Raw genomic sequence first — 25,004 nt, forward strand, 5'->3', positions numbered from 1 at the left:
TTTTGTGGTTTTAAATTACTGAAACAAAATTACAACAACATCAATGATGATTGCATATAGAATTCAAACTAAGAATTATAAAATTCAAACCAAGTTACTTCGCAGTGCATTGGGAGTTCTTCCTGTTTGTTTTTTAAAATAATTAGTAAAATAAGCAGGTTCCTCAAATCCTAATCCGTAAGCAATTTCAGAAATATTCCAATCCGTATGCTTCAGCAAAGCATTGGCCTCCTGGATAATCCTGGAAGTGATCTGTTGTGTGGTTGTTTTACCCGTAATCTCCTTTACGGAGCGATTAAGAGAGTTCACATGTACTGAAAGACTCTCCGCATAATCATTAGGGGTTCTTAGTTTTAAATAGGATTCGGGACTATCGATAGGAAACTGCCTCTCTAATAATTCCATGAATAAGGATGCCACCCTTTGTGAAGCATTCTGATGATACTCAAAGTTTTCGGCAGGGTTCATCTTCATGGTTTCATGGATTAAAAGATGTAAATAGCTTCGAAGCATATCATATTTGTGAATATAATCAGAATCAATTTCTGTCATCATTTTTACAAATAAGTCAGAAACTGTTTTTTGCTGTTCTTCATTAACAAAGAAAACAGGTGTTCCCCCTATTTTAAAAAGCGGTGAATCCTGAAGGTTTCCCAAACGGCTTCCATTTTGAAGAAATTCATCGGTAAACAGACAAAACCACCCTGTCTGGTTATCATCATCCGCTTCCCAGGAATAAGGTATTACCGGATTGGAGAACAGCAGCGCAGGCCTATCCACACGGATCCATTTATTCGCATAGTGAAGTTTTCCTTTCCCGATAATCAGGGATACTTTATAAAAATCCCTCCTGCTGTAAGGAGTAACCAATGCACAATTATCCCGTGAAAAGACATTAAAATGTCCCAGTCCGGAATTAGAAAGGCAGGAAGGATAAACCCTTACCTGCGTACGGTTATAAAATTCCTGTAATGACTCTGATGATTCCATAAGACAAAGTTATAAAATTCAAACAAAAACAAAATAACTTCCTTCTTATTCTTGCAACACAAAAAATGACTGATCTTACGAACAGCCATCAAGAAAAATTTGAATATATAGTGAAATGTGATTAATACGGTGTTCATGTCATTTCAATTAAAATGCCAAAGCAAAAGAAATCATTTATTAATATTTGTTAAAGGATCATAAGCAGCTGAAAATGTAACGGATAAATTTGCCGGTGGATTGCAGGTTATGAAATCCGTTATAGAAAGAATAAGTAGGATTAATGACCATTATGTTCAAATACCAACTATTGCCTGGCTTAATTGAAAAGAATATAAATAACGATCAACTTCTTCTAAATTGGTGCATGGTATGATTATAATTTGTAATTTTAAAGAAGAGATCTGATTTTCAGGCTCTCAAGATCATTTATTACTCAATCTAATTTCAATACTTATGGAAAATATAAAATTTGAAATATCTCCATATCAGGATGAATTGCAGATATTAATTGACGACAAGAAGGCTGGCTATATGTCCATAGCGATTGATGGCAGGCAATTAATTGTATATTATACAAAGCTTAATGAAGAACTCGAAGGACACGGATATGCCAAGATGCTTTTAGATGAACTGGTACGGTACGCAGAAGAAAAGGACCTGCTGATAGACCCTGAATGTGATTTTGTAAGACAACAGTTTGAAAATCACCCGAAACGATATAACGACATCTGGCACGCCTGATATCAATCCTCCCACCAGGCTTTGAACTGATGATCCAGCTCATTCAGGCTAACTGTTTCACCGATCATAGGAGTAAGAATACGTAGATTTTTTTCCTTACCGAAACTTGTTATTTTTTGCAATGGTTCATTCCATGGATGTAAGGCTAAAGCAAATTTCGAAGAGTGAACAGGAATAATATTCCTTGCATTAACATCTATACTCGCCTGTATAACATCTTCAGGAAGTGCATGAATGTATTTCCATGCTTCATTGTACTGGCCGTTTTCCATGATTGCATAATCGAAAGGACCATATTGATCACCGATCATTTTAAAGTGGGTATCGTAACCGCTATCCCCTCCTAAAAATATCTTTTTAGTAGGAGTTTCCAGAACGTAAGAAGTCCACAATGTTCCGTTCCTCTTTATTTTTCTTCCTGAAAAATGTCTTGCCGGAGTAAAAGTAATTTTAATATTATTCTTTAAATATGCCATTCCTCCCCATTCTTCTTCAATAAGCATATTTTCTCGATAACCCCATTTTTCAAAATGTGCTCCGACTCCTAATGGTAAAATAACGCTTCCTACCCTGTCTTTTATCTTTTTGACAGTAGGATAATCCAAATGATCAAAGTGATCATGGGTAATAACAAGATAATCAAGATCCGGGATATCCTCGGGTTTGAAAATATCAGACCCTGGAAAAGCTTTGTTAAAAAATTTAAATGGAGAGCCATACGTACTCAAAACAGGATCTATCAGAAAGGATACTCCATCTGTTTGAATGAAATAAGATGAATGCCCTAACCAGACGAATACATCCTGGTCTTTTGGGATCTCTTTTAAAATGGTATGAACTGATGGTATATTTTTCAGTGGCTTTAAAAGCGGATCTTTTTTAGCCACAAAAAAATCATACAGAACCTTTGGCATGCTATAGCCTTCAGCAATTGATGGTGTATAACTAAGGTTTTGAAACTGTTTATCTTTATAAAGCTTTGAATGCTTCATTCTCTCCAGTCTTTTTCCAGCAGGTTCGGCACCAAAAACTTCTCGGCTTGTTATTATATAGTATACTAATATAAGCAGGATGGCAATCGCAATAAATAAATACATCATTTGATAAATAAAGTTCAAATGTATTAACTTTTACTGTGAATTGGTAGGCCGACCTAATAAATAACTCATTTATTTAACGCAATATTATAGTTCACACTTAAAAAATTATTAGTATTTTAATATCAGGATGATTTTAAACGCCTAAATTTGTAGGTTTTAAACACAAAAATTTTGAAAATTACATTTATTTTATTTGGACTTATTTTTCTGTGGTCCTGTTCTTCTCTCACCAATAGCGAGCGGCAGGAAGGGACACTTATTGAGCCTGAGCTGCTCAAAAAAGATGTGGATTATGCATATACTAAATTAAAAGAAATGCATCCTCAGCTCTACAGATATATTACAAGAAAAGATCTGGATTTTAAAATCGACAGCATTAAGCAAACCATCAACGAACCTCTTACTCCAACACAGTTTTATTTCAAATTACAACCCGTTATTACAAGCATCAGAGAAGGGCATCTCTCACTGATGATTCCTTTTGAAAAATTAAAGCGTGAATATGGAGGAAGAAAATTATTTACGTACTTCAAATATTACATCAAGGATGACCATCTTTATATCGTCGCGAATAAAGATTCCATTCAGAATATAAAACCAGGCACTGAAATACTGAGTATCAATAATGTTCCGATATCTTTCTATATCAACAAATACAGAAAGCTGATCAGCAGCGATGGCAGAAATACGACATTTACACCCTATTACCTGAAAGATATGTTTTTTGTTTTTTTCAGCATGGAAAACGGCTTTTTGGAACAGGTGAAAATTGAAACCTTGTATAACAATAAAAAACAAACTTTCATTATCGAACGGGATAAGCAAAGCGAAGCAGAAAAGGCTAAATCTCAAACCCAGGCTAACGGAAATTTTCACTGTCCTATGAACAGAAATTTCAAATTTCTGGATGAGAACAATTCAATTGCATACATCAATATAAAAAAATTCTCAAACAATAAATCCGACAGGTTTTATAAAAATACATTCGAAAGAATTAAAGAAGCTAAATCAGACTATCTGATATTAGACATCCGGAATAATTACGGAGGTTCTTTACAGGAAATTAATAATCTTTATTCCTATCTTGTTTCAGAACCATTCACTTTAATAAAACCTTCGAGGCTCAATTCAGGCTATACCCCATTAAAAACAAATTATTTCAAAAAGAGCAGCCCTTTGGAATATGCATTAAAAGGAATTACCTATCCAACATACTTTTTCCTTAAAACCCTTCATACTTATAAAGGCAACGACGGCAAATTCTACTATAAGATAAAAGCAGACAATGTAACAAAACCCAATAAAAATGCTTTTCATGGAAAAATTTTTGTACTGGTTAATGGCGGAAGTTATTCTGCATCTTCCATTATCAGCTCAAAGCTCAAGTTTGATAAGGTAGCAACCCTCGTCGGAGAGGAAACAGGCGGGGCAAATGACGGAACCGTAGCCGGATTTTATTCTTACCAGGTCCTTCCTAATTCCAAACTTACACTGCCTATCGGCTTACTGCTGGTAAATCCGAATATAACACTCACCAACTCTCAGAGAGGGGTGATCCCGGATGTAACGATCACAGAAACTTTACAGGATATTATCAACAAAAATGATGTACAGCTTGCGTGGGTAAAAAAGGAGATTGAAAAAGAGAAAGCCAGAAAGATTAAATAGATCTTCAGATGAAAAATGCATTTTTTTCCGTTCAAAAAAGAGATTCGGAATATTATAAAAATATCACCAGCGATTCTTTTTATCACATCTTCCTGTTGGAAGGAGTGGGAAAAATCATTGTAGATTTCGTGGAATATGATTTTGAGGGAAACATTGTCCTTTTTTCTTCCCCTTTCCAGAATATCCGGATCGTCACTGAGACCGTTCTTAAGATTGATGATCTCAGCTTCCACAGTGATTTTTATTGCATAGAATTTCATAAGAAAGAAGTAGCCTGTAACGGATTGCTTTTTAACAATATTTACCTCTTTCCTTATTTCAAACTGACTGCAGAGGTCTTTGAAGAAATTTCAGGCTATTTTTCTAAAATCCTGAAAGTAGATCCTGAGGAGGATTTTTCACAGGCCGTTTTACAATCTTATCTGCAGTTAATCCTGGCAATTTGCAGTAAAGAAAAAAATAAAATATTCCCGGACAAGGATCTGATAAAGGATGATTTCAAAGAGTTAAAATCTTTCCAGGATTTGGTAGAAATTCATTTCCTTACGGAAAAAAATCTATCGTTTTACGCCGATCTTTTACATATCACTCCCAACACGTTAAGCAAAAAGATCAAATCCCGATTTAATAAAACACCTTCTCAGATTATTCAGGAAAGAGTTATCCTGGAGTCTAAAAAACAAATTCACCTGACCCGGAAATCCATGAAAGAAATTGCAGCAGAACTTAACTTCAGTGATGAATTTTATTTCAGTAAATATTTTAAAAAACATACCGGCGTTTCCCCTACTCATTTCAGGAAAGAAGCAGGAATTTCCATCGTTGCAGATTTGTACAAATAACGTCCACAATTCTCCATTTTATAGGTTAGACATTCAATCTAATTTTGTCAAAAAAAATAATATGATTGAATTCTTAGCACACTCACAGAAAAACTTCATCCATATTCTAAGGGTTAGTGTTTTTATCGTTATGGCCTGGATCGGAGGACTAAAAGCATTTCATTATGAAGCGGAAGGTATTATTCCTTTCGTAGCCAATTCTCCTTTTATGAGTTTCTTCCTTAATACGAAATCTTCAGATGCAGATAACTACAAATTCCATAAAAATAAAGAAGGAGAGTGGATTCCAGCCAATGTAAAATGGCATGAAGCAAATGGTACCTACGTGTTTTCCTATGCATTGGGAAGTTTCATTGTTGGCATTGGAATTCTTGTTGTATTGGGTATATTCTATCCAAAGATTGGTTTATTATCTGGGATTTTAACCGCGGGAATGTCAATAGTAACGCTTTCATTTCTGATTACAACTCCCGAAACATGGGTTCCGGATCTCGGAGGGCCTGATCATGGTTTTCCTTTCCTCTCAGGAGCCGGCAGACTGGTGATCAAAGATATGATCATGTTGGGGGCCGGATTGGTAATAGCTTCTGACTCAGCAAAAAGTATTTTAAGCAGATAAATTTTCGGCGGGCAGAATGCCCGCCGAAAATTTATCCCTGAAATTCTATCACAAGATTTTCTATTGTTACAATATACTTACCATAAAACTTTTGAAACCAATACTTCCCAAGTAAATACAAAGAAAACAATCCAAACAATACAGAACCTATAAGGATTCCGGCAATCTTAAGATCACTTAACGGTTGTGGTCTTGGAATAAATTCAAGCACAATAATAATTTCACATACCAGAAAGGGGATAAAACTGAGATAAAATGAAAGGTAATATTGTTTATTGAGTTCAAATTGATGAAGCAGGTCCTTTAATCCATCGTAAGTTTTCATTTGCGGGTTACTCATGTCCTTGTAAAGCTTAAAAAATTTACTGAAAAAGAAAAATGTAACTATGGCCATAGAAGCCAAAAGTATCGTTAGATAAAACTTAAATTTAAAAGGAGAACCACACAACCAGACAATGGCAAATCCAAAAATAAAAATCCCAATTGTGGAGAAGAATTCCTTTCTCATATTTTTACGCATCCTTTCCAAAGGAAGGCTAATCTTGTTTTTATTTTCAATACTGATTTCCGGTGTTTCCTCAAAAACATCATCATTCCAGGTATTTTTCAATTCATCTATATTCATTGTTATTGATTTAAAATTAGTACTTATTTGTGTTTAAGATATCTTTCAACTTATTTTTGGCGCGGTTCATTTTCACCCTTACATTACCTTCTGAAATTCCCATTTGTTCAGCGATTTCACGTCCGGGAAAATCTTCCAGATAATAAAATATAAAAGCTTTATCAATAGGATTCAATTGATGGATAGCCTGATACATAGCCGCCAGCTTTTCCTCTTTTTCGTGGTCATATTCCTCCTGTTCGATTTTGTAATGGGCAAAATCATCATTTCCTATAAAGCTTCTTTTCTTCTCGGATTTTAGAAAGATAATGGCCGTATTCAGGGCTATTCTGTACAACCAGGTTGAAAATTCACTTTGCCCTTTAAATCCTGGATATGCTCTCCAAACCTGATAGGTAATTTCCTGAAAGAGATCATCGCGGTCGTCTTTATCATCCATGTACATTTTAGAAATCTTAAAAATGATTCCTTTATGCTTTTCGATTCTTTTTAAAAATTCTTTTTCTAGTATGCTCATGGTTCCTGGCTCTATGGAGTTAGTGACATTTCATAGAAAATGTTACAATCTTTTGTAAAAAATAGTGAAATCTAATAAGATCAATAAAAAGTTTGATATCACATTTTCTTTTTACCATTTGGTAAATCGAATAAAATACAGTTATGGGAAATTTGTATCATAAAATAAATAGAAATGATATCAACAACAAATCCCTTAGAAGGAAAACATGTCATTGTCATGGGAGGCAGTGCAGGAATAGGTTTTGCAACTGCTAAAGCTGCCGCTGAAAAAGGAGCTGTTATTACTATTGTTGCTTCGAATCAACAACGTATAGATTTCGCTCTGAAGCAACTTCCCGGGAATGCAAAAGGTCAGGTTGCAGACCTAAGCAAAGAAGAAAATATTAAAAATTTCTTTGCTGTTCAATCCTCTTTTGATCATCTGGTATACACCGCCGGTGAAAACCTTCAACTGAACCATATTGATGAAACTTCCCTTTCAGAAGCGCAAAAATTCTTTACAATCCGGTATTGGGGTGCTCTTGCTGCTGTAAAATATGGTGCTCCGAAAATAAATCAAGGTGGATCCATTACTTTAACGAGTGGAATTGCAGGCAACCGGCCGGGAAAAGGTTGGGGTATTGCAGCCAGCATTACTTCAGCCATGGAAGGTTTTGCCAGAGCAATGGCAGTTGAACTTGCTCCAACGAGAGTTAATATCGTATCTCCTGGCATAGTAAAAACAGATCTATGGGGAGCTATCCCGGAAAATGAACGGGAGAAAATGTATCAACAATATGCGGAGGTATTATTGGTAAGAAAAGTAGCCACTCCTGAAGATATTGCTCTTGCTTATATTTACCTGATGGAGCAAAGCTTTGGGACGGGTAATACAATAGTTGCAGATGGTGGCGGGGTGCTAGTTTAAAGAAGAATACAATTTCAGCATAGGGTTAAAGAATTCATATTGTAAGTTTTAAGCTGAACAAATAAAAAACCGTACTTCATTTAAATTGAGTACGGTTTTTTTATTTTAGACTGACCTACTGGCTAGAATATGTAATCTGTGCTTAAGAAATTAGAATCATGTTCCCGGACAATTGTATTCAGGAGCTCTTTATTGGATTCTGTAAGTTTTGCAGCTACCAAAGATCTTATAGAGAAAGACCGTAGCGCATCAAATACAGAAAGCGTTCCCTCTGCACTATCTTTTCTTCCCGTAAACGGAAAAACATCCGGGCCTCTTTGTGCCTGGCAATTAATATTAACCCGGCTAACCAGATTAACGAATGAATCAATAAGTTTTGAAACTTCATGTGGGTCTTCACTGAAAATACTTACCTGCATTCCATGGGAAGCATTCACCTGGTATTCAATAGGCTCCTCAATATCATCAAAAGGGACAACAGGTATCACGGGACCAAACTGCTCCTCATGGTATAACTTCATCTCACTTGTCACCGGATATACCACGGCAGGAAATACAAAAGAAGCTTCAGTATAGCCACCGTTTTCATTCAATACTTTAGCACCATGAGCAATGGCATCATCAATACATTCTTTCAAATAAGGCGGTTTATTGACTTCAGGAAGCGGTGTTACTTTCACATCTTTTTCCCAAGGCAATCCGGGCTTCAAAGCAGAGACAGCCTTATTCAGCTTTTCTGTGAATTCGGCGGCAACCTCTTTCTGTACAAAAAGAAGCTTTAACGCTGTGCATCGCTGACCATTAAAGGACAGCGCTCCCAAAATACACTCGTTTACCGCTACATCCAGATTGGCATTTTTAGTAATAATCGCTGCATTTTTTGCATCAAGACTTAAAATAGCACGTAAACGATTTACTTTCGGATGTAACTTTTTCAATCCATTAGCCACTTTACTGGATCCTATAAACGCCAGAACATTCACTTTTCCACTTTCCATAATAGGAGTGATGATTTCAGATCCTTTCCCATAAAGTGTGTTCACAGTTCCTTTTGGAAACGCCTCTTTAAAGGCATTCAGTAAAGGATAGTGGGCTAAAACACCATGTTTGGGAAGTTTAAACAGAATGGTATTCCCCATGATCAGAGCCGGAATAAGGGTTGTGAATATTTCATTTAAAGGATAATTAAAAGGTCCCATACTCAGAACAACACCAAGAGGAGCTCTGCGAATCTGTGCAATCGTTCCTTCTGCCTGCTGAAAACGGGAAGATTCCCGGTCCAGGTCTTTCAGTGCGTCTATGGTTTGGTTGATATAATCTACTGTACGATCAAATTCTTTTGTAGAATCGGCCAGGGTTTTCCCGATCTCCCACATCAAAAGCTTAATCACAAGATCACGTTGCTGAATCATGAGATACACAAATTTTTCCATACATTTGATGCGTCCTTCTACAGACATGGTCGGCCATTCCCCAAGACCATTATCATACGCTTTTACACAAGCCTCAAGAACCTCCATAGCATCTGCAGGACTGATATTAGGGATACTTCCCAGTAACTTTCTCTCAAGCCCATTTTCTGTAGGAATACAAACTGGGGAATAAATCTCCGTGACATCACCTTTCCACTCTATAAGTTCACCATTAAGCAAATAGGTTCTCTGATGAATTTCCGGAACTTTGAATTCTTCCGGTATTTCATTTTCGCTTTTAAAAATCTCATGGAATGATGTGTTCTGTGCTGAATTCATATTTTTTATCTTTTTAATAATTAAGTGTCCACTTTGTTAGAATAAAGGTAGACCTTACAAATGATTATAAAAATAGTCAGCTAATAGATTCGGTCTATTTAAAGACTGTTTGAATTAAAATTAATATTCAATCCAAAAAAAGAATAATTTTGTCTTAAAATAAAATCCAATGTTTTCAAAATTAATTTTCACCACGCTATTATCTGTTTCCGTATTCCTTTTTGCTCAAAACTCCCACAATGCCAATACCATTATGATGGGAGGGAAACCGGTACAAACGTATTCCAAACTACCGGCCGTAAATAAAGCAGCGCCAAAGTTCACCCTTACAGATGTTTCAATGAAAGATCAGACCTTGGATTCCTACAAAGGAAAATTTCTTATTCTTAACATCTTTCCGAGTGTAGATACCGGTGTTTGCTCAGCTTCAGTCCGACATTTCAATGAGGATGCAGCTAATCTTCCCAATACTGTAGTGCTTTGCATCTCTAAAGATCTGCCGTTTGCACAAAAAAGATTTTGCGGAGCCGAAGGGATAAAAAATGTGGTTATGCTTTCTGATTTCCGCTCTGATTTCGGAAAAACTTACGGTGTAGAGATCACCGATTCTATGATGAAAGGTCTCTTAAGCCGGGCCGTCGTAGTAATTGATCCTTCAGGAAAAATTGTATATGAAGAGCAGGTAGCAGACATTTCAAAAGAACCTGATTACGAAGCAGCTATTAAAGCTGTGAAAAATTAAGTTTTCATCGTATAGGATAAAAACCTCCGTCAATTAGAATTGGTGGAGGTTTTTTATTTAAAATAATGAATCTAATTCATTAAGCTCGCTGAAGAATAATACAAAAACAATAATGCCAATGCATCATCAACTGAATCATCTACCTCAATGCTGAAAACAGGATTTCCAAACCATTTCCTGTGGGTTTGAATATCAATGATTAATTTCTTTTGTTCGTACAACTGCATTCCTTTATCTGATGTGAAACGACAAATCTTTATATCCGATTCATCTGCTTTTATAATCAGATCTTTTCCAAAATCTGTGTAATAAATCACTTTCCTGCCATCCGAAAGTTCAATATCATTCCATAAAAATCCTACATTTTTAATATGATATCGTTTAGAATCACATACAATGTATCTTCTCCATGAGATCAATTTGTTTGCTTCCACAATTTTTCCGATCTCTGAATTATTTTCTGAAAACAAGACCAACTGCCTCTTTTCAAATTTTGCGGTATATCTTTTCAAAGGCTTACTTTAAATTTAAACGGATTATACTTAATAAATAATTATCTACACCTATTCTTATTTTATTTTGCTTGAGATAACAATCTCCATGCGTTGTGGCAATCCCAAAGCTATTTTTTGTTAACCGATGAAAAATTTAAATTTCTGTTTAACTAATTTTCATTGAAATTTTCTACATGCATCTTTATCCTTATTCAAGTTCGTGATCAGATCTTCATTGGAAAAATTACTAAAGTCTTAAATCTCTTTACTGTGAACCCTTTAAAACAGGCTGTTTTGATTGGGTTGCATTTCATTCCAAACCTCATCACAAATATTAGCAGTTGAAATTTTCATTTCATCATGGTTTTATATAAAAATAAAAAAACTTTGCAATAAGCAAAGTTTTTTATTGAATATTTTTTCAAAAATTATAATAAATTATCATCGACTATATTAGGAAGGGTAACTTTTAAATTCGGCTCTACTTCCATTGCCCTTTTGATAGCAAAAACAGCTCCTTCATTTCTCGCCCAGCTTCTTCTTGAAATTCCGTTATTTACGTCCCAGAAAAGCATAGACTTTAACCTTCTGTCAGCATCATCACTCCCATCCAGCAACATTCCGAAACCTCCGTTGATTACTTCTCCCCAACCGACACCACCGCCGTTGTGAATAGAAACCCAGGTCGCCCCCCGGAAACTATCACCAATTACGTTGTGGATAGCCATATCCGCTGTAAATCTTGAACCGTCATAAATATTGGAAGTCTCTCTGTACGGAGAATCTGTACCCGATACGTCATGATGATCTCTTCCTAGTACCACCGGACCTATTTCTCCGTTTTTTATGGCTTTATTGAATGCTTCAGCGATCTTCATTCTTCCTTCTGCATCGGCATATAGTATCCTTGCCTGTGAACCCACAACCAATTTGTTTTCCTGTGCACCTTTGATCCATTGGATATTATCTTTCATCTGCTGTTGGATCTCCTCCGGAGAATTTTGCTGAATTTCTTCCAATATCCTGCAGGCGATATCATCTGTTTTTTGAAGATCTTCCGGCTTTCCACTCGTACAAACCCAACGGAATGGCCCAAAACCGTAATCAAAGCACATTGGTCCCATAATATCCTGAACATAACTTGGAAACTTGAATTCCCTTCCTAATGTCGGATTCTCGGCCATTACATCTGCGCCGGCTCTTGAAGCTTCTAATAAAAAGGCGTTACCATAATCAAAGAAGTAAGTTCCTTTTTCTGTATGTTTATTAATGGCAGCTGCATGTCTCCTTAAAGTTTCCTGAACTTTTTCTTTAAATAATTCAGGATTTTCCGCCATCATCGTATTTGATTCTTCAAAACTTTGTCCCACAGGATAATATCCTCCCGCCCATGGATTATGCAGCGATGTCTGATCCGAACCGATATCAATCTTAAGACCTTCTTCATCAAACTTTTCCCAAACCTCAACTACATTTCCTAGATAAGCCAATGAAACAGTCTCTTTATTTTCCTGAGCTTTTCTCACTCTTGCTACCAGCTCATCTACATTTTCATGGATTTCGTTTACCCATTTCTGATCATGACGAATCTTTGTAATTTTAGGATTTACTTCAGCACACACGGTAATACATCCTGCAATATTTCCAGCTTTTGGTTGTGCTCCGCTCATTCCTCCCAATCCTGAAGTTACAAATAAGCCACCTTTTGTTTCTTTATTTATTTTTCTGAAAGCATTCAGTACTGTTATTGTTGTTCCATGAACAATTCCCTGCGGACCGATGTACATATAACTTCCTGCAGTCATTTGCCCATATTGGGAAACCCCTAACGCATTGAACTTCTCCCAATCATCGGGCTTAGAATAGTTTGGAATAACCATTCCGTTCGTTACCACAACCCGTGGCGCATCTTTGTGCGAAGGAAATAATCCCATCGGATGTCCGGAATACATGACAAGGGTTTGCTCATCATTCATTTCAGACAAATACTTCATCGTTAAAAGATACTGTGCCCAGTTTTGAAAAACAGCTCCGTTTCCACCATACGTTATCAGCTCATGGGGATGTTGTGCTACCGCATAATCCAGATTATTCTGAATCATTAGCATAATAGATTTTGCCTGTTCCGATTTCCCCGGATATTCAGTGATAGGTCTTGCTTTCATTTCATAATCCGGACGGAATCGATACATATAAATTCTGCCATACTGCTCAAGCTCTTCTCTGAATTCAGGTAATAATTCTGCATGGAATTTAGGCTCAAAATAACGTAAAGCATTCTTTAATGCTAACTTTTTCTCCTCTTCACCCAAAATTTCTTTACGTTTGGGAGCGTGATTTATATTGGTTTCGTATGGTTTGAATGGTGGCAATACGCTAGGTATACCTTGTTGTATAAGTTCCTGGAATGTCATAGCAATGAGTAAATTCTTCGTTTAAAATTCAAAGTTTTAAAGATATTCAAAATAGAAAATATAATGCAATGAAAACATAAAAAATTCCCTTTCTCCGAAAGCTATTACCAGAATCTATATCAATTTTAAGATCAACCAAAAAAAATAAAGCCATTAACCTGTTTTATTATGTATCAGTGTTTAAAGTATAACAACCAATCTAAAGGCAATAAAAAAACCTTACCCGGTTGAGTAAGGTGTATTTTACCATCTTAAATATATGAATGCAAATCTTTATCTTATTATGTAAGGACATCATCATTTTCCTCTTCATGATCATCATCGTTATCACTGGTACTCCAGTAATTATTTTCTTCATCTTCGGATCCAATCTCTTCCATATCGTCATCTTCTTCAGATCCCGGAACGTCCAGATCCATTTCCATATCATAACTGTCTTCATTTTCATCGAGAATAGGATTTCCGTCCCCGTCTAAAGGAACATGCTTTTCCTTATTGAAGAAATCTTCATTAGGATTGTAATCCATCTCTCTCAGTTTTCTGTTTTGTTCGTTGATGTTATCTTCTGGTATCATAGTATTTGTATTTAGTGTTACTGATAGAGAACAAAAATAATTCCAAGTTCTGTTTATTGCTCAGAATAAACATCAGGATTAGCACAATATGGCATTTTTTCTCCTTTTGAAAAAGCAATAATATTTTCCGCTGCTGATTTTGCCATTCCATTCCTTGCTTCAACTGTTGCGGATCCTATATGTGGCAATACACATACACTGGAAAGTTCGAGGATCGGATCGTCTTTTACAATAGGTTCAGGATTAGTAACATCCAGTCCTGCTCCCCATATTTCCCTTGAAACCAAAGCTTCATAGAGATCACCCTGATGATGAAAACCTCCTCTTGCCGTATTGATAAAGATAGCATCGGGTTTCATCTTCTCAAAGACCGATCGGTTAAAAAGGTCTTTATGTTCAGGAATAAAACTGGCATGAATACTCAGAACATCAGACTGCCTGATCAATTCATCAAAAGAAACATATTGTGCGTTCAACTCCCTTTCAGCTTCTTCGTTATGGTGCCTGTTGTGATAAATGATATTCATATCAAAAGCTTTCAGGGATTTCTTTGCCATTTCAAAACCAATCCTTCCCAAACCGAAAATCCCTAGGGTTTTGCCGTATAGCTCTTGTCCTAATGCATGAAGGGGATCAAAATCTCCCCAATTCCCCTCCTTTACCTTCCCATAATTATAACTTGCTCTTCTTGCCACCGATTGCATTAACAAAAACGCAACATCAGAGGTAGCTTTACTTAGGACGTCCGGTGTATTTCCAACCGGTATATTTCTACGGGTCGCTTCCTGAATATCCACATGATCGAAACCAACAGAATATAAAGCAATTGCTTGCACATTAGGGCATTCGTTAAAAAAATCCTTGTCAAATGAATGGGTTCCTACATTGAGAATGGTATCGGTATCCTTGCAATAGTTTATCCACTCTTCATGTGAAAGTTGATCATTTTCAGGGATAATAACATCCATTCCAGCCTCTTTCAGCATTTTTATTCCTGCTTCAGGAATTCTTTTATTGATGAATACTTTCATTATCTTAACTTTTTTTCCAATAAAAAACCCCACCCATTGTCTAAGTGAGGCTTTAACTTTAATATAAAAATTACTTCTTCTCTTCTGATTCTCTTCTATTTTTATCGCCGACCCCGGAAGCCATTTTCTGAATTTCATCGCGGACCTCTTTCGCCGATTTCTGTGCTTGACTTATAAAACCCTGTTTTGTTGCTTCCTGATTTCGGCTCTTCATTTCATTGAAATAATCCTTTGCTTTTTGAGAATGACTTTCTACATTATATCCCGGATTATTGTAAATGTTTTTCTGAATATTACTAAAGTCGTGTGACGATTTAAATCTGTTTGTGTCCATAATCATAAGATTTAAGTGATTTCGTCATAGAAAAGCTTCAATTTCTGTTCCGAAAATCAGTGCCGATTTGTCATTTTTCTTTCAATCCTCCGTCACGAAAAGCCTAGAACCGATTATAGAAATTTTGAATTATAATTACGAATTTATTTTAATCTTATCAATTCCCCTTTCCTTTTAACAATATTTTTATAGTCCCACTGGATTTGCTGAGATTTCATAAGCCATCTTTTCAGATCAGCTATATTGATTTGTTCACGAGACGTATATCTTTTTTCTGCTGCCTTGAATGAACCTTCGGTCTTTAAATCGTCTTCATCAAATGATTGCCCGCTCCAGAACATCAGCCGTACAGAATCTTTAAGCTTACTGTAACCTACAATCGGATTCCCTTCCAGAAACCACACAGGATGCCTGTGCCATATCTTATTTTCAGCATGTTCCAGCTCCTGATCAATAACAAGTGAAAGCATTGTGCAGATCTCCTGATCTGATGGGGACTGTGCGTTATTATAATCTGATATTTCAGGATTTATCATTAATTAAGAATTGGTATTATTTAGCATAGGTACAAATTTATAGGCTCCGAATTCCTCTTTCTCAATTTCCGTAGGCGAAACTTTTGTAAACCTGTACAGTACCTGTTCATCTGTCGGTCCAAGTGGAATCACCATTTTCCCTCCTACTTTCAATTGTTTTAGTAATTCCACGGGCAGCACGGAAGCTCCACATGTAACGATGATCTTGTCAAATGGAGCGAAAGTTGGCAATCCTGCAAAACCGTCACCAAAACTCTGAAATTTTGGAAAAAGATTAAGCTCCCTTAATTTTTTCTTAGAAAAATCGAACAGGTCTTTTTGTCTTTCTACAGTATACACCAGGGCTTTCATTGCCAATAACACAGCAGTCTGATACCCACATCCCGTTCCAATTTCCAGAACTTTCTCTCCCGGGATTACCTGTAAAAGCTCTGATTGCTCTGCAACCGTTGAAGGATGCGAAATGGTTTGATGGGCCAGAATGGGAAAAGCACGGTCTTCGTAGGCGAAGTCTTCAAAAATACTTTCAATAAAAAGATGTCTCGGAACTTCATTCATTGCCGAAAGTACATTTTGATCCGTAATCCCAATTCTCTGTTGAAGATATTCAACTAAAATCTTTCTTTTTCCTTTATGTACAAACGAGTCTTGCGTCATTTAGATAGTAGTTATTAGGTTACTGGTGCTAGTTTCACACAAAAGTAAGAATTAGATTTCAGATTTCAGGAAGCCACCTTAATTTTTGATGATTAAAGTCAAAAGTCTTTATATCTGAAATATCATACCTAATTTATATCTTTACACAAATTAAAAAAGCTATGTTGAAAGCAGGTTTGGTAGGTGCCGGACATTTGGGAAAAATACACTTAAAGCTTCTCAATCAATCAGATAAGTATGATTTTGTAGGTTTTCATGATAAAGATGTAGAAAACGGAAAAAAATTGGAAGCCGAGTTTGGCTATACCTATTTTGAAAATTTTGATGATCTGTTGAATCAGATTGATATGCTGGATATTGTAACGCCTACAGTTTATCATTATGATTATGCATTAAAGGCCATTGAAAAAAAATTGCATTTCTTCATTGAAAAACCGGTAACACAAACGCTTGAACAAGCCGAAGAAATCCTTTATAAGTGCCGTGAAAATGGAATAAAAGCACAGGTCGGACACGTGGAAAGGTACAATCCTGCCTTTATGGCAACTAAGGATTATATTAAAAATCCCATGTTCATTGAAATCCACAGATTGGCTGAATTCAATCCAAGAGGAACCGATGTTTCTGTAGTCCTGGACCTGATGATCCACGATCTGGACATTTTATTGAGTATCGTTAAATCTAAGGTAAAAAGCATCCATGCAAGCGGTGTATGTGTCGTAAGTAAAACTCCAGATATTGCGAATGCCAGAATAGAATTTGAAAACGGATGTGTTGCCAACCTTACCACTTCAAGAATCTCTATGAAAGCCATGAGAAAAAGTCGCTTCTTTCAAAAGGACGCCTACATTTCTGTTGACTTCCTTGAGAAAAAAGCAGAAGTAATCCGTATGAAAGATGCTCCGGAAACACCTACTCCATTCGACATGATCATCGAAAATGCCGAAGGAGAAAAGAATCAGATTTTATTCGAGTATCCCAACATCCAGCCCAACAATGCCATATTAGATGAGCTCAACTCATTTGCCGATTCCATTACTGAAGATAAAAATGTAGAAGTATCACTGGAAGACGGAACTGAAGCCCTAAAAGTAGCATTGGAAATTATGAAATTAATCACAAGCAGATAACTACTCTTTTCACTTTGGACTTTCACATTTATCACTGATATTATTTTAAAACCTGTTTAATAAGGTTAAATCCAAGAAAGTCTTTCAGTTTAAATGGCTGTGGTAAAAATATAATCATACTTCCTCTTTAAATTGTTTATATATTTAAAGAGGAATTTTAATTTTAATTCAATAATTTTTAAATATATTTGTGATTAGTAAACTTATAATTCTAAAATCAATCCCATAATCTTATAAAATCCAACTATGAAAAGAACCATCCTAATATCCGCACTTTTATTGTCTCAATTTGGGACATCACAATTATTGAAAACAAACGGTCAAAAAATAGTTAATGACAAAGGTGAGAATATCCAGCTAAAAGGCCTAGGCTTGGGAGGATGGATGCTGCAGGAAGGATACATGCTGAAAACAGCAGATTTCGCAGGTCCCCAGTATAAAATCAAGCAGAAGATTTCTGAATTGATCGGTGAAGATGGGATGAAAGAATTTTATAAAGCATACTGGAAAAACGGAATAACCAAACAGGATATTGATCTGCTTGCAAAAGCAGGCTTTAATTCTATAAGGCTTCCGATGCATTATAACCTGTACACATTGCCAATTGAGCAAGAGCCCGTAAAAGGACAGAATACATGGCTTGAAGAAGGCTTTAAAATGACGGATGATCTTCTGAAATGGTGCGCTGATAACAAAATGTATCTGATTCTTGACCTTCATGCTCTTCCCGGAGGCCAGGGAAATGATGTAAACATATCAGACAACGATACATCTAAACCGTCACTTTGGGAAAGTGAAGAAAATCAGAAAAAAACCATTGCATTCTGGAAAAAGCTGGCAGAACGTTATAAAGATGAACCATGGATAGGTGGTTATGACCTCATCAATGAGCCTAACATCAATTTCACAGGAAAAAATCCCAACGGAACAGATGAAATGTCAAATGCCCCATTATGGAAATTCCAGAAAGAAATTACAGAAGCCATCCGTGAAGTGGACAAAAAACACATCATTATTCTGGAAGGAAACGGATGGGGAAACAACTATAACGGCCTGACTCCTCTTTGGGATAATAACCTGGTCTTCAGCTTCCATAAATATTGGAACAACAATGATGACGCAACCATAAAAGGAATTCTGGATTTAAGAGAAAAGCATAATATTCCGATATGGTTGGGAGAAACAGGTGAAAACTCTAATGTATGGTTTACAGAACTGATCCAGCTGATGAATAAACACAATATTGGCTATGCTTTCTGGCCAATGAAAAAGATCGATAATACGGCAGGAATTGCCAATGTAAAAATTACACCCGAGTATCAGAAACTGTTGGACTATTGGAAAAACGGAGGTGAAAAACCTTCAAAAGAATTTGCAACAAAAGCTTTAATGAAAATTGCAGATAATTATAAATTCAGTAATGTTGAAATAAAAAGAGACGTTATCGATGCTATGTTCAGACAGGTAACCGATGACTCTACAAAACCATTTAAAAATCATCAGGCACCGGGAAGAATCTTTGCTACCGAATATGATTTGGGCAGAATGGGTTCAGCATATCTGGATAAAGACTTCATCAATCTGTGGGTTAGTGATCCTGCCAAAAGATCTGAATGGAATGCAGGTCACCAGATGAGAAATGACGGAGTGGATATTTATTTGTGTAATGACAAAGTAACTAATGCGTATTATGTAGGAAAAACCGAAAAAGGAGAATGGTTGCAATACACAATTAACAGTAAAGCAGACAAAGCATATACCTTTGATATAAGATATGCCGCTGGTAATGATTCGAAATTGAGAATTGAAGACGCCGCAGGAAAACAGCTTGCAGTTGTTTCACTGACATCAACAGGAGGAAAAAATCAATGGAAAACTAGTTCAGTGAAGAACGTTAATCTTAAAAAAGGGGAAAACAAGATCAGAATCATTTTTGAAAATGACGGCGTTGATGTTAATTATTTTGAAGTAAAATAACCACAACAAAATAAAATAGTAAGTATACCAAAACACCCTAAATAAATTTATTCATAATAGCGTGATTTAAAATAAATAAAATAAAATTAACAAAATTTTTGATTTTATTTCTCAAATAATTTATTTCAATTTTATTTATTAAATTTTTAATTGAATCATGGATTATGTTAAAAATTTACATAAAAAAACAGATATAAATACCTCAAAAACACAACACTGATTTTCATGTAAAATGCAGTGTATCAATCATTGGCATCATTTTAGATATGCGATATAATTGTAAATTTATAAATGATGAAAAAAAAAAATTTTCTGTATTCTTTAATCGGAATACTGATAGGATCTTTTGGTGCTCATGCGCAGGCACCAGGAGGAGTATCAGGAGATTTGAGAATCTGGCTTAAGGCAGATAACGGGTTTACTTCTTCCCAATGGACTGACCAGTCCCCTGCCGGTAACAACTACACGCAAAGCAACGCTTCACGACAACCTTTTTTGCAACCTGCCAATGCCAGGTATAATTTTAATCCGGTTGTTAGCTTTGGAACGACAGGTGCAGATGCACGATTTATGGTAGTACCATCGGGTAAGCCATTTACCGCCAACAGGCTCAATGGTAATATTTTTATTATTGTCAATAGAAACTCAGACACTACTTACCGGGACTATCTGGGATTCGGGAATACAGGAACCGGAGCAGGTCTTATGCAAGCCAACTCTCCTGTATTGACAGCAAGTTTTAACGGAAATAAAGCCATGCAGCTTTATCCGTATAATCCACCTAACAGTCCTAATCAGAAACTGGATATCGGAAAAACTTATTTATCTGATGTTTCCTGGGAAATCGGAGTTGCCGGTGGAATGAAACACGGACTCAATTCTTTTGTTACTTCTGCACCAGGGACTTTTGCCGCAGGATATGCATTAACAGCTAACGGTTCCATATTAGGTTCACAACCTGAAGTTACGGATGGGAATATGTCTGAGGTAATTGCATACGAACGGGTACTGACTGATGCTGAACTTCAAAGAGTACGATCTTATCTTGCTATTAAATATGCTACTTCCCTGGATCAGACCACACCATACAGCTATGTGAATTCGCAAGGTACGACCATATGGGATGCGGCATCCAATTCCGGTTATTCTAACAATATTGCAGGAATTGGTCGTGATGATGCAAGTGCCCTGAAACAAGTTCAATCTAAAAGCATCAACAGTACCAACGAAATACTGATCAGTTTAGGTAATTCTGCTTCCCAAGACAATGCAACACATGCTGCGGCTAACTCATTTGATAACGATAGGGAATTTCTCACCTGGGGAACCAATGGTACAGTTGGATTTACCCCTTATACCAACTCAGGATTCCCGTCGGTTACGCATCGGTTTTCCAAAGTATGGAAAGCCCAAACCAGTAATTACAATATAAATGGAAATGATGATGTATATTTCAATGTTCTTAGAGGTTTGATCAACAGTTTTACATTGAGTGAAAAACCACTGTACCTGATCATGAGTACAACGAGTGATTTTTCAAGTAATACTCACTTTATACCTATTGGCACCAATACCCATACTGTGGACGGAGAGGAGTATGTGAGCGAACCCTATAGAGTAGCTTCTAAAGCTTTCAACGGATTTACTTCCAATGGCACTTTTTACTTTACCATTGCAGGAACTCCGATAGGTCCCGGAGGAGTATTGGGGAATTTCTGGAATAGAGCAGATAAAGATGTAACTGCTGTCTCCGGAACAGTAAACCAATGGGTAGACCAGATGTTCGGGATTAAAACCTCACAAGTTGCGGATGTAACTACAAAACCCAATTATGTTCAGGTAAATGATGCCGCTACTGCTGCTACTTTTAACTTTAACCCCTATATTGATTTTACCAATACCAATCAGGCGATAGGAAATGAAGGCGTAGCACCTTTTGAAGGTTCTAATTCCGAATTAGAAATGTTTTACGTAATAAAAGATAATGTATGGACTGCCAATAACCGTTTTTTTGGAGTTAATTTTGACTTAAAAAACTCAGCAGCCGGGGCTGCAATCTACGATTGGAATACTCTTACACAGGCTAATTATCTATCGAGAGGAAATACCCCAACCAGTAATAATGCGACCAACACAGTACTTAATCCGGCTTTGAGCACAACGCTTTCCAATATTTCCAATGTAAGTCTTAGTGCGACCAATAGTACCGTACAACATAGATTAAACGGTAGTGGTATTGGAACCAATCTTACAGGGCAGACTGTATACATAGGACAAGGAGGATTTGTATATGGCGCCAATAACCAGTCGAGTATGCCAGGTAACGAGGTAGGGATTACTGCACAAATTGCAGAACATCTTGCGTTCGGATTTGCTTTAACCGAAACAGAGCGCCGCCAGGTAGAAAGTTATCTTGCCATAAAATACGGAACAACATTGGCCGATCTTACCACGGATACCAACTATCGCAACAGTACCGGAAATCCTGTTTTCACTGCTGACGGAACATACCAATATGACATTTTTGGGGTAGCAAAAGATTTACGTGGTGGATTAGACCAACGGATCTCAAAATCCATCAACAATGATGGCGGACAAGCTACCAACATTATTACTGCATCTACAGATAATAATTTCATCAATCAAAATGATACCCATGCTAATCAGCTGACTGATGGTCAATACCTTATTTTTGCATCTAATAATGGGGCACAGACTTTTACCGGTAAAACCATTACTGCGGCTGACGGTACTCAGTTCAACAATTCGCTTGCTCTTCAATGGAAAGCAACCGATACGAATAAAGTAGGATGTATCAATCTCCGTTTCGATGCAACCAACATTCCTGCACTTGCATCAGGAGAAAACTATTATATGCTTATTTCTCAGGATCCGTCATTTACCAACTCTATTTACCAGAAGGTTGTAAGAACAAATAATACCATTGATGTTATCCCCAATTTTGCAGACAACAGTAATTCATATTTTACCCTTGCAAAAGCTAATCTTAATATAACAGGAAGTACTGTAAAAGGAGGTCAGGTAGGTATATCATCAATTCCGGGGTTATTACCATCTGCTTCTGACACTTGGCTGGAACTTAATGCCAAATCTAAAGGAATGGTAATTACAAGAGTTTCGGATGCTAATAACATTCCCGCAGGAAACAGACTTAAGGGTATGATCGTATATGATACCACGAAAAAAGAATTTAAAGTATATAACGGAACAGAATGGAGAACTTTAGGAACCTCTACTTCCACTTCTATTTTCTGTAATTAAAAAAAACATACAAGATGAAAAATATATTCTTAATCTCAGTATTGCTAATAAGCTCAGGCATTAATGCCCAGGTTGCAATCGGTAAGAAAAGCATCACAAATAATAATACCATATTAGAATTCGGTAATTCCTCTAACAGGGGAATCGTCCTACCTAAAGTAGAAAATGCCACCACAATGAATGCAAGCGAGGGTACTATGGTTTGGGATACCGCTACAGGAAGCTTCAGATATTATGGAGGTACCACTCCGGCCTGGAATCCACCTGCTGCAGGAGGTACTACGGGAGGTGCGCCTTCGGGTTCGGACGCTAATGGTAAAAAGATGATTATCGGGTCAGATACTTCTGATGCAGATGGAATACTTATTCTAGAAGCAAAACAGGGAGATAAAGCCCTTGTATTGCCATCGATAAGCCAGCCGTCGGAAAGATTCTCTTCTCCGCCAACTGGACTTATGGTCTATGATACGGCAACTAATCAGGTTGCCGTGTTCAATGGTACCAAGTGGACATACTTTTAATGTATTGCGCCTTATAAAGATTAGCAATTAATCGATATTATTTAATCCGGAAGAGTACCTTTTCCGGATTATTCATTTCTATTGTCAAGACGTGAGTATATCCTAATAAATTAAGCTATGGTTATACATGTAAAGAGATTTATTTTTTAAATTTACGGCGATATAAATTGACCATTATGAAAAAAGCAGGATTTCTATTTCTCTTGATTTCTACATTTACTTTTGCCCAGCATACAGCCCTGGAACAAAAAATAAATTCTATCATCAATGACAAAAAAGCCACTGTAGGAGTTTCTGTACTGGGAATGGAAAATCAATCACTTTATAGCAAAAGCGGAGATAAAAAGCTCCCAATGCAAAGTGTCTTCAAATTTCATATTGCTGCCGCTGTTCTCAATTTTGTAGATAAAGGAAAACTGTTGTTACATCAGAAGATTTTAGTTAAAAAATCAGATCTTCTTGAGGATACATGGTCGCCACTTAGAGAAAAATATCCCAATGGTAATATTGAAATTCCTTTAAGTGAAATTATAGACTTCACCGTTGCGCAGAGTGATAATAATGGGTGCGATATCCTTTTAAGGTTAATTGGCGGAACGGATACAGTTCAAAAATTTATGGATACCAAAGGAATAAAAAATTTCCAGATTCGCTTTAACGAAGATGAAATGCATAAAGACTGGAATGCACAATATCAAAATTACAGTTCAACGAACTCCATCGTACAGGTTTTGAAAAAGTTTTATAAGGGACAGTTACTTTCCAGAAATTCCACAGATTACCTGATGAAGGTAATGCTAGGCACCAAAACAGGAACAAACAAATTGATTGAGCAGCTTCCTAAAAACACACCTGTGGCTCATAAAACAGGCTCTTCAGGTAAAAATAAAGATGGGCTTACCGGTGCTGAAAACGACATGGGAATTGTAACCCTTCCTAATGGAAAACATTATGCCATAGCTGTATTTGTAAGCAATTCTATGGAAACAGAAGCTGTAAACTGTAAAATCATTTCAGATATTTCAAAAGCAGTTTGGGATGATTTTAGTAAGTAAATATTAAAGCTTAATTTTAAGCGAAATAAAATGCGCTCAATAAGGGCGTGATTAAACCTAATCTTATTTATTACAATGAAAAAAATAGCAATACTTTTCAGCATTTTTTGTTTCAGCTTCTTTTTTTCTCAAAAGAACCAGAACTATTTACAGGTAGGCTACGCAAGCATTTGTTGCGGAACACCTTCCGAAGATCCTGTAATTAATTACATATCAAAGTTTCAAAAAAAGAATAAAACAAAACCTTTTGAAATTTACAAACAAAGCGGACTGGGCCGGGAGGGGGAATTTAATCTTTATATCGGGATCGATTCCTTAGCAAAAACTAAAAAAAAGAAGTTCATATCCGGACTTAAGGCTGCTATATCTTCTCAAAATGCAGTAAGAAAAAGCAACAGCGGAAATGTGAACTTTGATGAAACGCAGATCGTCACAAAAGCAGATTTAGCCAATTCAAGAAATTTAACTATCTATAAAAAATAATTTAATTAAAG

At 36.4% G+C, this 25,004-nt stretch carries 24 protein-coding genes; 12 read left to right on the forward strand and 12 right to left on the reverse strand.

Annotation, left to right across the window (positions count from 1 at the left end; all coding sequences use genetic code 11):
• Positions 1-84 precede the first annotated feature (84 nt).
• Positions 85-990 carry a helix-turn-helix domain-containing protein gene (locus G9C87_RS05285; protein ID WP_172278878.1) on the reverse strand — a complete coding sequence of 302 codons (906 nt, stop codon included), beginning with the start codon at positions 988-990 and terminating at the stop codon, positions 85-87.
• A gap of 453 nt (positions 991-1,443) precedes the next feature.
• Between G9C87_RS05285 and G9C87_RS05290 the strand changes: the two genes are divergently transcribed.
• Complete coding sequence (locus G9C87_RS05290) at positions 1,444-1,731, forward strand: GNAT family N-acetyltransferase (protein ID WP_172278880.1); 288 nt, start codon at positions 1,444-1,446, stop codon at positions 1,729-1,731.
• Positions 1,732-1,733: 2 nt separating this feature from the next.
• Here G9C87_RS05290 and G9C87_RS05295 read toward each other — a convergent pair whose 3' ends face one another.
• A complete protein-coding gene (locus G9C87_RS05295; RefSeq protein ID WP_172278882.1) occupies positions 1,734-2,831 on the reverse strand; it encodes an MBL fold metallo-hydrolase in 1,098 nt (365 codons plus the stop codon).
• A gap of 171 nt (positions 2,832-3,002) precedes the next feature.
• Here G9C87_RS05295 and G9C87_RS05300 point away from each other — a divergent pair, with 171 nt between their 5' ends.
• The 3 genes from G9C87_RS05300 (at position 3,003) to G9C87_RS05310 (ending at position 5,960) form a co-directional block, all read left to right on the forward strand.
• A complete protein-coding gene (locus G9C87_RS05300) occupies positions 3,003-4,499 on the forward strand; it encodes a S41 family peptidase (protein WP_172278884.1) in 1,497 nt (498 codons plus the stop codon).
• An 8-nt stretch (positions 4,500-4,507) separates the two neighbouring features.
• Positions 4,508-5,341, forward strand: a complete 834-nt coding sequence (locus tag G9C87_RS05305) for a helix-turn-helix domain-containing protein (protein WP_172278886.1) — start codon at positions 4,508-4,510, stop codon at positions 5,339-5,341.
• A gap of 61 nt (positions 5,342-5,402) precedes the next feature.
• The gene (locus G9C87_RS05310) at positions 5,403-5,960 is read left to right on the forward strand and encodes a DUF417 family protein (protein WP_172278888.1); all 558 of its coding nucleotides are present in this window, start codon (positions 5,403-5,405) and stop codon (positions 5,958-5,960) included.
• A 31-nt stretch (positions 5,961-5,991) separates the two neighbouring features.
• Here the strand turns inward: G9C87_RS05310 and G9C87_RS05315 are convergent, their stop codons facing one another.
• Together G9C87_RS05315 and G9C87_RS05320 are read right to left on the reverse strand one after the other, a co-directional pair.
• The gene (locus tag G9C87_RS05315; protein WP_172278890.1) at positions 5,992-6,585 is read right to left on the reverse strand and encodes a hypothetical protein; all 594 of its coding nucleotides are present in this window, start codon (positions 6,583-6,585) and stop codon (positions 5,992-5,994) included.
• Between the two features lie 16 nt (positions 6,586-6,601).
• Positions 6,602-7,102 carry an RNA polymerase sigma factor gene (locus G9C87_RS05320; protein ID WP_172278892.1) on the reverse strand — a complete coding sequence of 167 codons (501 nt, stop codon included), beginning with the start codon at positions 7,100-7,102 and terminating at the stop codon, positions 6,602-6,604.
• Between the two features lie 174 nt (positions 7,103-7,276).
• Between G9C87_RS05320 and G9C87_RS05325 the strand changes: the two genes are divergently transcribed.
• Positions 7,277-8,011, forward strand: coding sequence for an SDR family oxidoreductase (locus G9C87_RS05325; protein WP_172278894.1), 735 nt, complete (start codon positions 7,277-7,279; stop codon positions 8,009-8,011).
• A gap of 122 nt (positions 8,012-8,133) precedes the next feature.
• Here the strand turns inward: G9C87_RS05325 and G9C87_RS05330 are convergent, their stop codons facing one another.
• A complete protein-coding gene (locus G9C87_RS05330; RefSeq protein ID WP_172278896.1) occupies positions 8,134-9,762 on the reverse strand; it encodes an NADP-dependent glyceraldehyde-3-phosphate dehydrogenase in 1,629 nt (542 codons plus the stop codon).
• Between the two features lie 169 nt (positions 9,763-9,931).
• Here G9C87_RS05330 and tpx point away from each other — a divergent pair, with 169 nt between their 5' ends.
• Entirely contained in the window at positions 9,932-10,504 is a 573-nt protein-coding gene (tpx, locus tag G9C87_RS05335; RefSeq protein WP_172278897.1) for a thiol peroxidase, read from the forward strand.
• Positions 10,505-10,575: 71 nt separating this feature from the next.
• On the opposite strand, the gene G9C87_RS05340 is transcribed toward tpx, so the two are convergent.
• The 7 genes from G9C87_RS05340 to G9C87_RS05370 all read right to left on the reverse strand — a co-directional run bounded on the left by G9C87_RS05340 (position 10,576) and on the right by G9C87_RS05370 (position 16,545).
• Positions 10,576-11,016, reverse strand: a complete 441-nt coding sequence (locus tag G9C87_RS05340; RefSeq protein WP_172278899.1) for a hypothetical protein — start codon at positions 11,014-11,016, stop codon at positions 10,576-10,578.
• Between the two features lie 410 nt (positions 11,017-11,426).
• Entirely contained in the window at positions 11,427-13,412 is a 1,986-nt protein-coding gene (locus G9C87_RS05345; RefSeq protein WP_172278901.1) for a urocanate hydratase, read from the reverse strand.
• A gap of 281 nt (positions 13,413-13,693) precedes the next feature.
• Positions 13,694-13,987: a hypothetical protein gene (locus tag G9C87_RS05350; protein WP_172278902.1), complete on the reverse strand. Its 294-nt coding sequence runs from the start codon at positions 13,985-13,987 to the stop codon at positions 13,694-13,696.
• A 53-nt stretch (positions 13,988-14,040) separates the two neighbouring features.
• Positions 14,041-15,018, reverse strand: a complete 978-nt coding sequence (locus G9C87_RS05355; protein ID WP_172278904.1) for a 2-hydroxyacid dehydrogenase — start codon at positions 15,016-15,018, stop codon at positions 14,041-14,043.
• A gap of 70 nt (positions 15,019-15,088) precedes the next feature.
• Entirely contained in the window at positions 15,089-15,352 is a 264-nt protein-coding gene (locus G9C87_RS05360; protein WP_172278906.1) for a prevent-host-death protein, read from the reverse strand.
• A gap of 143 nt (positions 15,353-15,495) precedes the next feature.
• Positions 15,496-15,888, reverse strand: coding sequence for a DUF1801 domain-containing protein (locus G9C87_RS05365; RefSeq protein WP_194304230.1), 393 nt, complete (start codon positions 15,886-15,888; stop codon positions 15,496-15,498).
• Positions 15,889-15,891: 3 nt separating this feature from the next.
• Entirely contained in the window at positions 15,892-16,545 is a 654-nt protein-coding gene (locus G9C87_RS05370) for a protein-L-isoaspartate(D-aspartate) O-methyltransferase (protein ID WP_172278908.1), read from the reverse strand.
• A gap of 161 nt (positions 16,546-16,706) precedes the next feature.
• Between G9C87_RS05370 and G9C87_RS05375 the strand changes: the two genes are divergently transcribed.
• From G9C87_RS05375 to G9C87_RS05400, 6 genes are all read left to right on the forward strand, one after another.
• Entirely contained in the window at positions 16,707-17,675 is a 969-nt protein-coding gene (locus tag G9C87_RS05375) for a Gfo/Idh/MocA family protein (protein WP_172278910.1), read from the forward strand.
• Positions 17,676-17,921: 246 nt separating this feature from the next.
• A complete protein-coding gene (locus G9C87_RS05380; protein ID WP_172278912.1) occupies positions 17,922-19,652 on the forward strand; it encodes a cellulase family glycosylhydrolase in 1,731 nt (576 codons plus the stop codon).
• A 294-nt stretch (positions 19,653-19,946) separates the two neighbouring features.
• Complete coding sequence (locus G9C87_RS05385) at positions 19,947-22,934, forward strand: hypothetical protein (RefSeq protein ID WP_172278914.1); 2,988 nt, start codon at positions 19,947-19,949, stop codon at positions 22,932-22,934.
• 14 nt (positions 22,935-22,948) lie between these two features.
• The gene (locus tag G9C87_RS05390) at positions 22,949-23,455 is read left to right on the forward strand and encodes a hypothetical protein (RefSeq protein WP_172278916.1); all 507 of its coding nucleotides are present in this window, start codon (positions 22,949-22,951) and stop codon (positions 23,453-23,455) included.
• Positions 23,456-23,631: 176 nt separating this feature from the next.
• On the forward strand, positions 23,632-24,510 hold the full coding sequence (bla-A, locus tag G9C87_RS05395) for a CGA/CIA family class A beta-lactamase (protein ID WP_172278918.1): 879 nt from the start codon (positions 23,632-23,634) through the stop codon (positions 24,508-24,510).
• 75 nt (positions 24,511-24,585) lie between these two features.
• Positions 24,586-24,993, forward strand: coding sequence for a hypothetical protein (locus tag G9C87_RS05400; RefSeq protein ID WP_172278920.1), 408 nt, complete (start codon positions 24,586-24,588; stop codon positions 24,991-24,993).
• Positions 24,994-25,004 lie beyond the last annotated feature (11 nt).

It is taken from the genome of Chryseobacterium sp. LAM-KRS1, from assembly GCF_013184525.1.
Classification (GTDB): Bacteria; Bacteroidota; Bacteroidia; order Flavobacteriales; family Weeksellaceae; genus Chryseobacterium; species Chryseobacterium proteolyticum.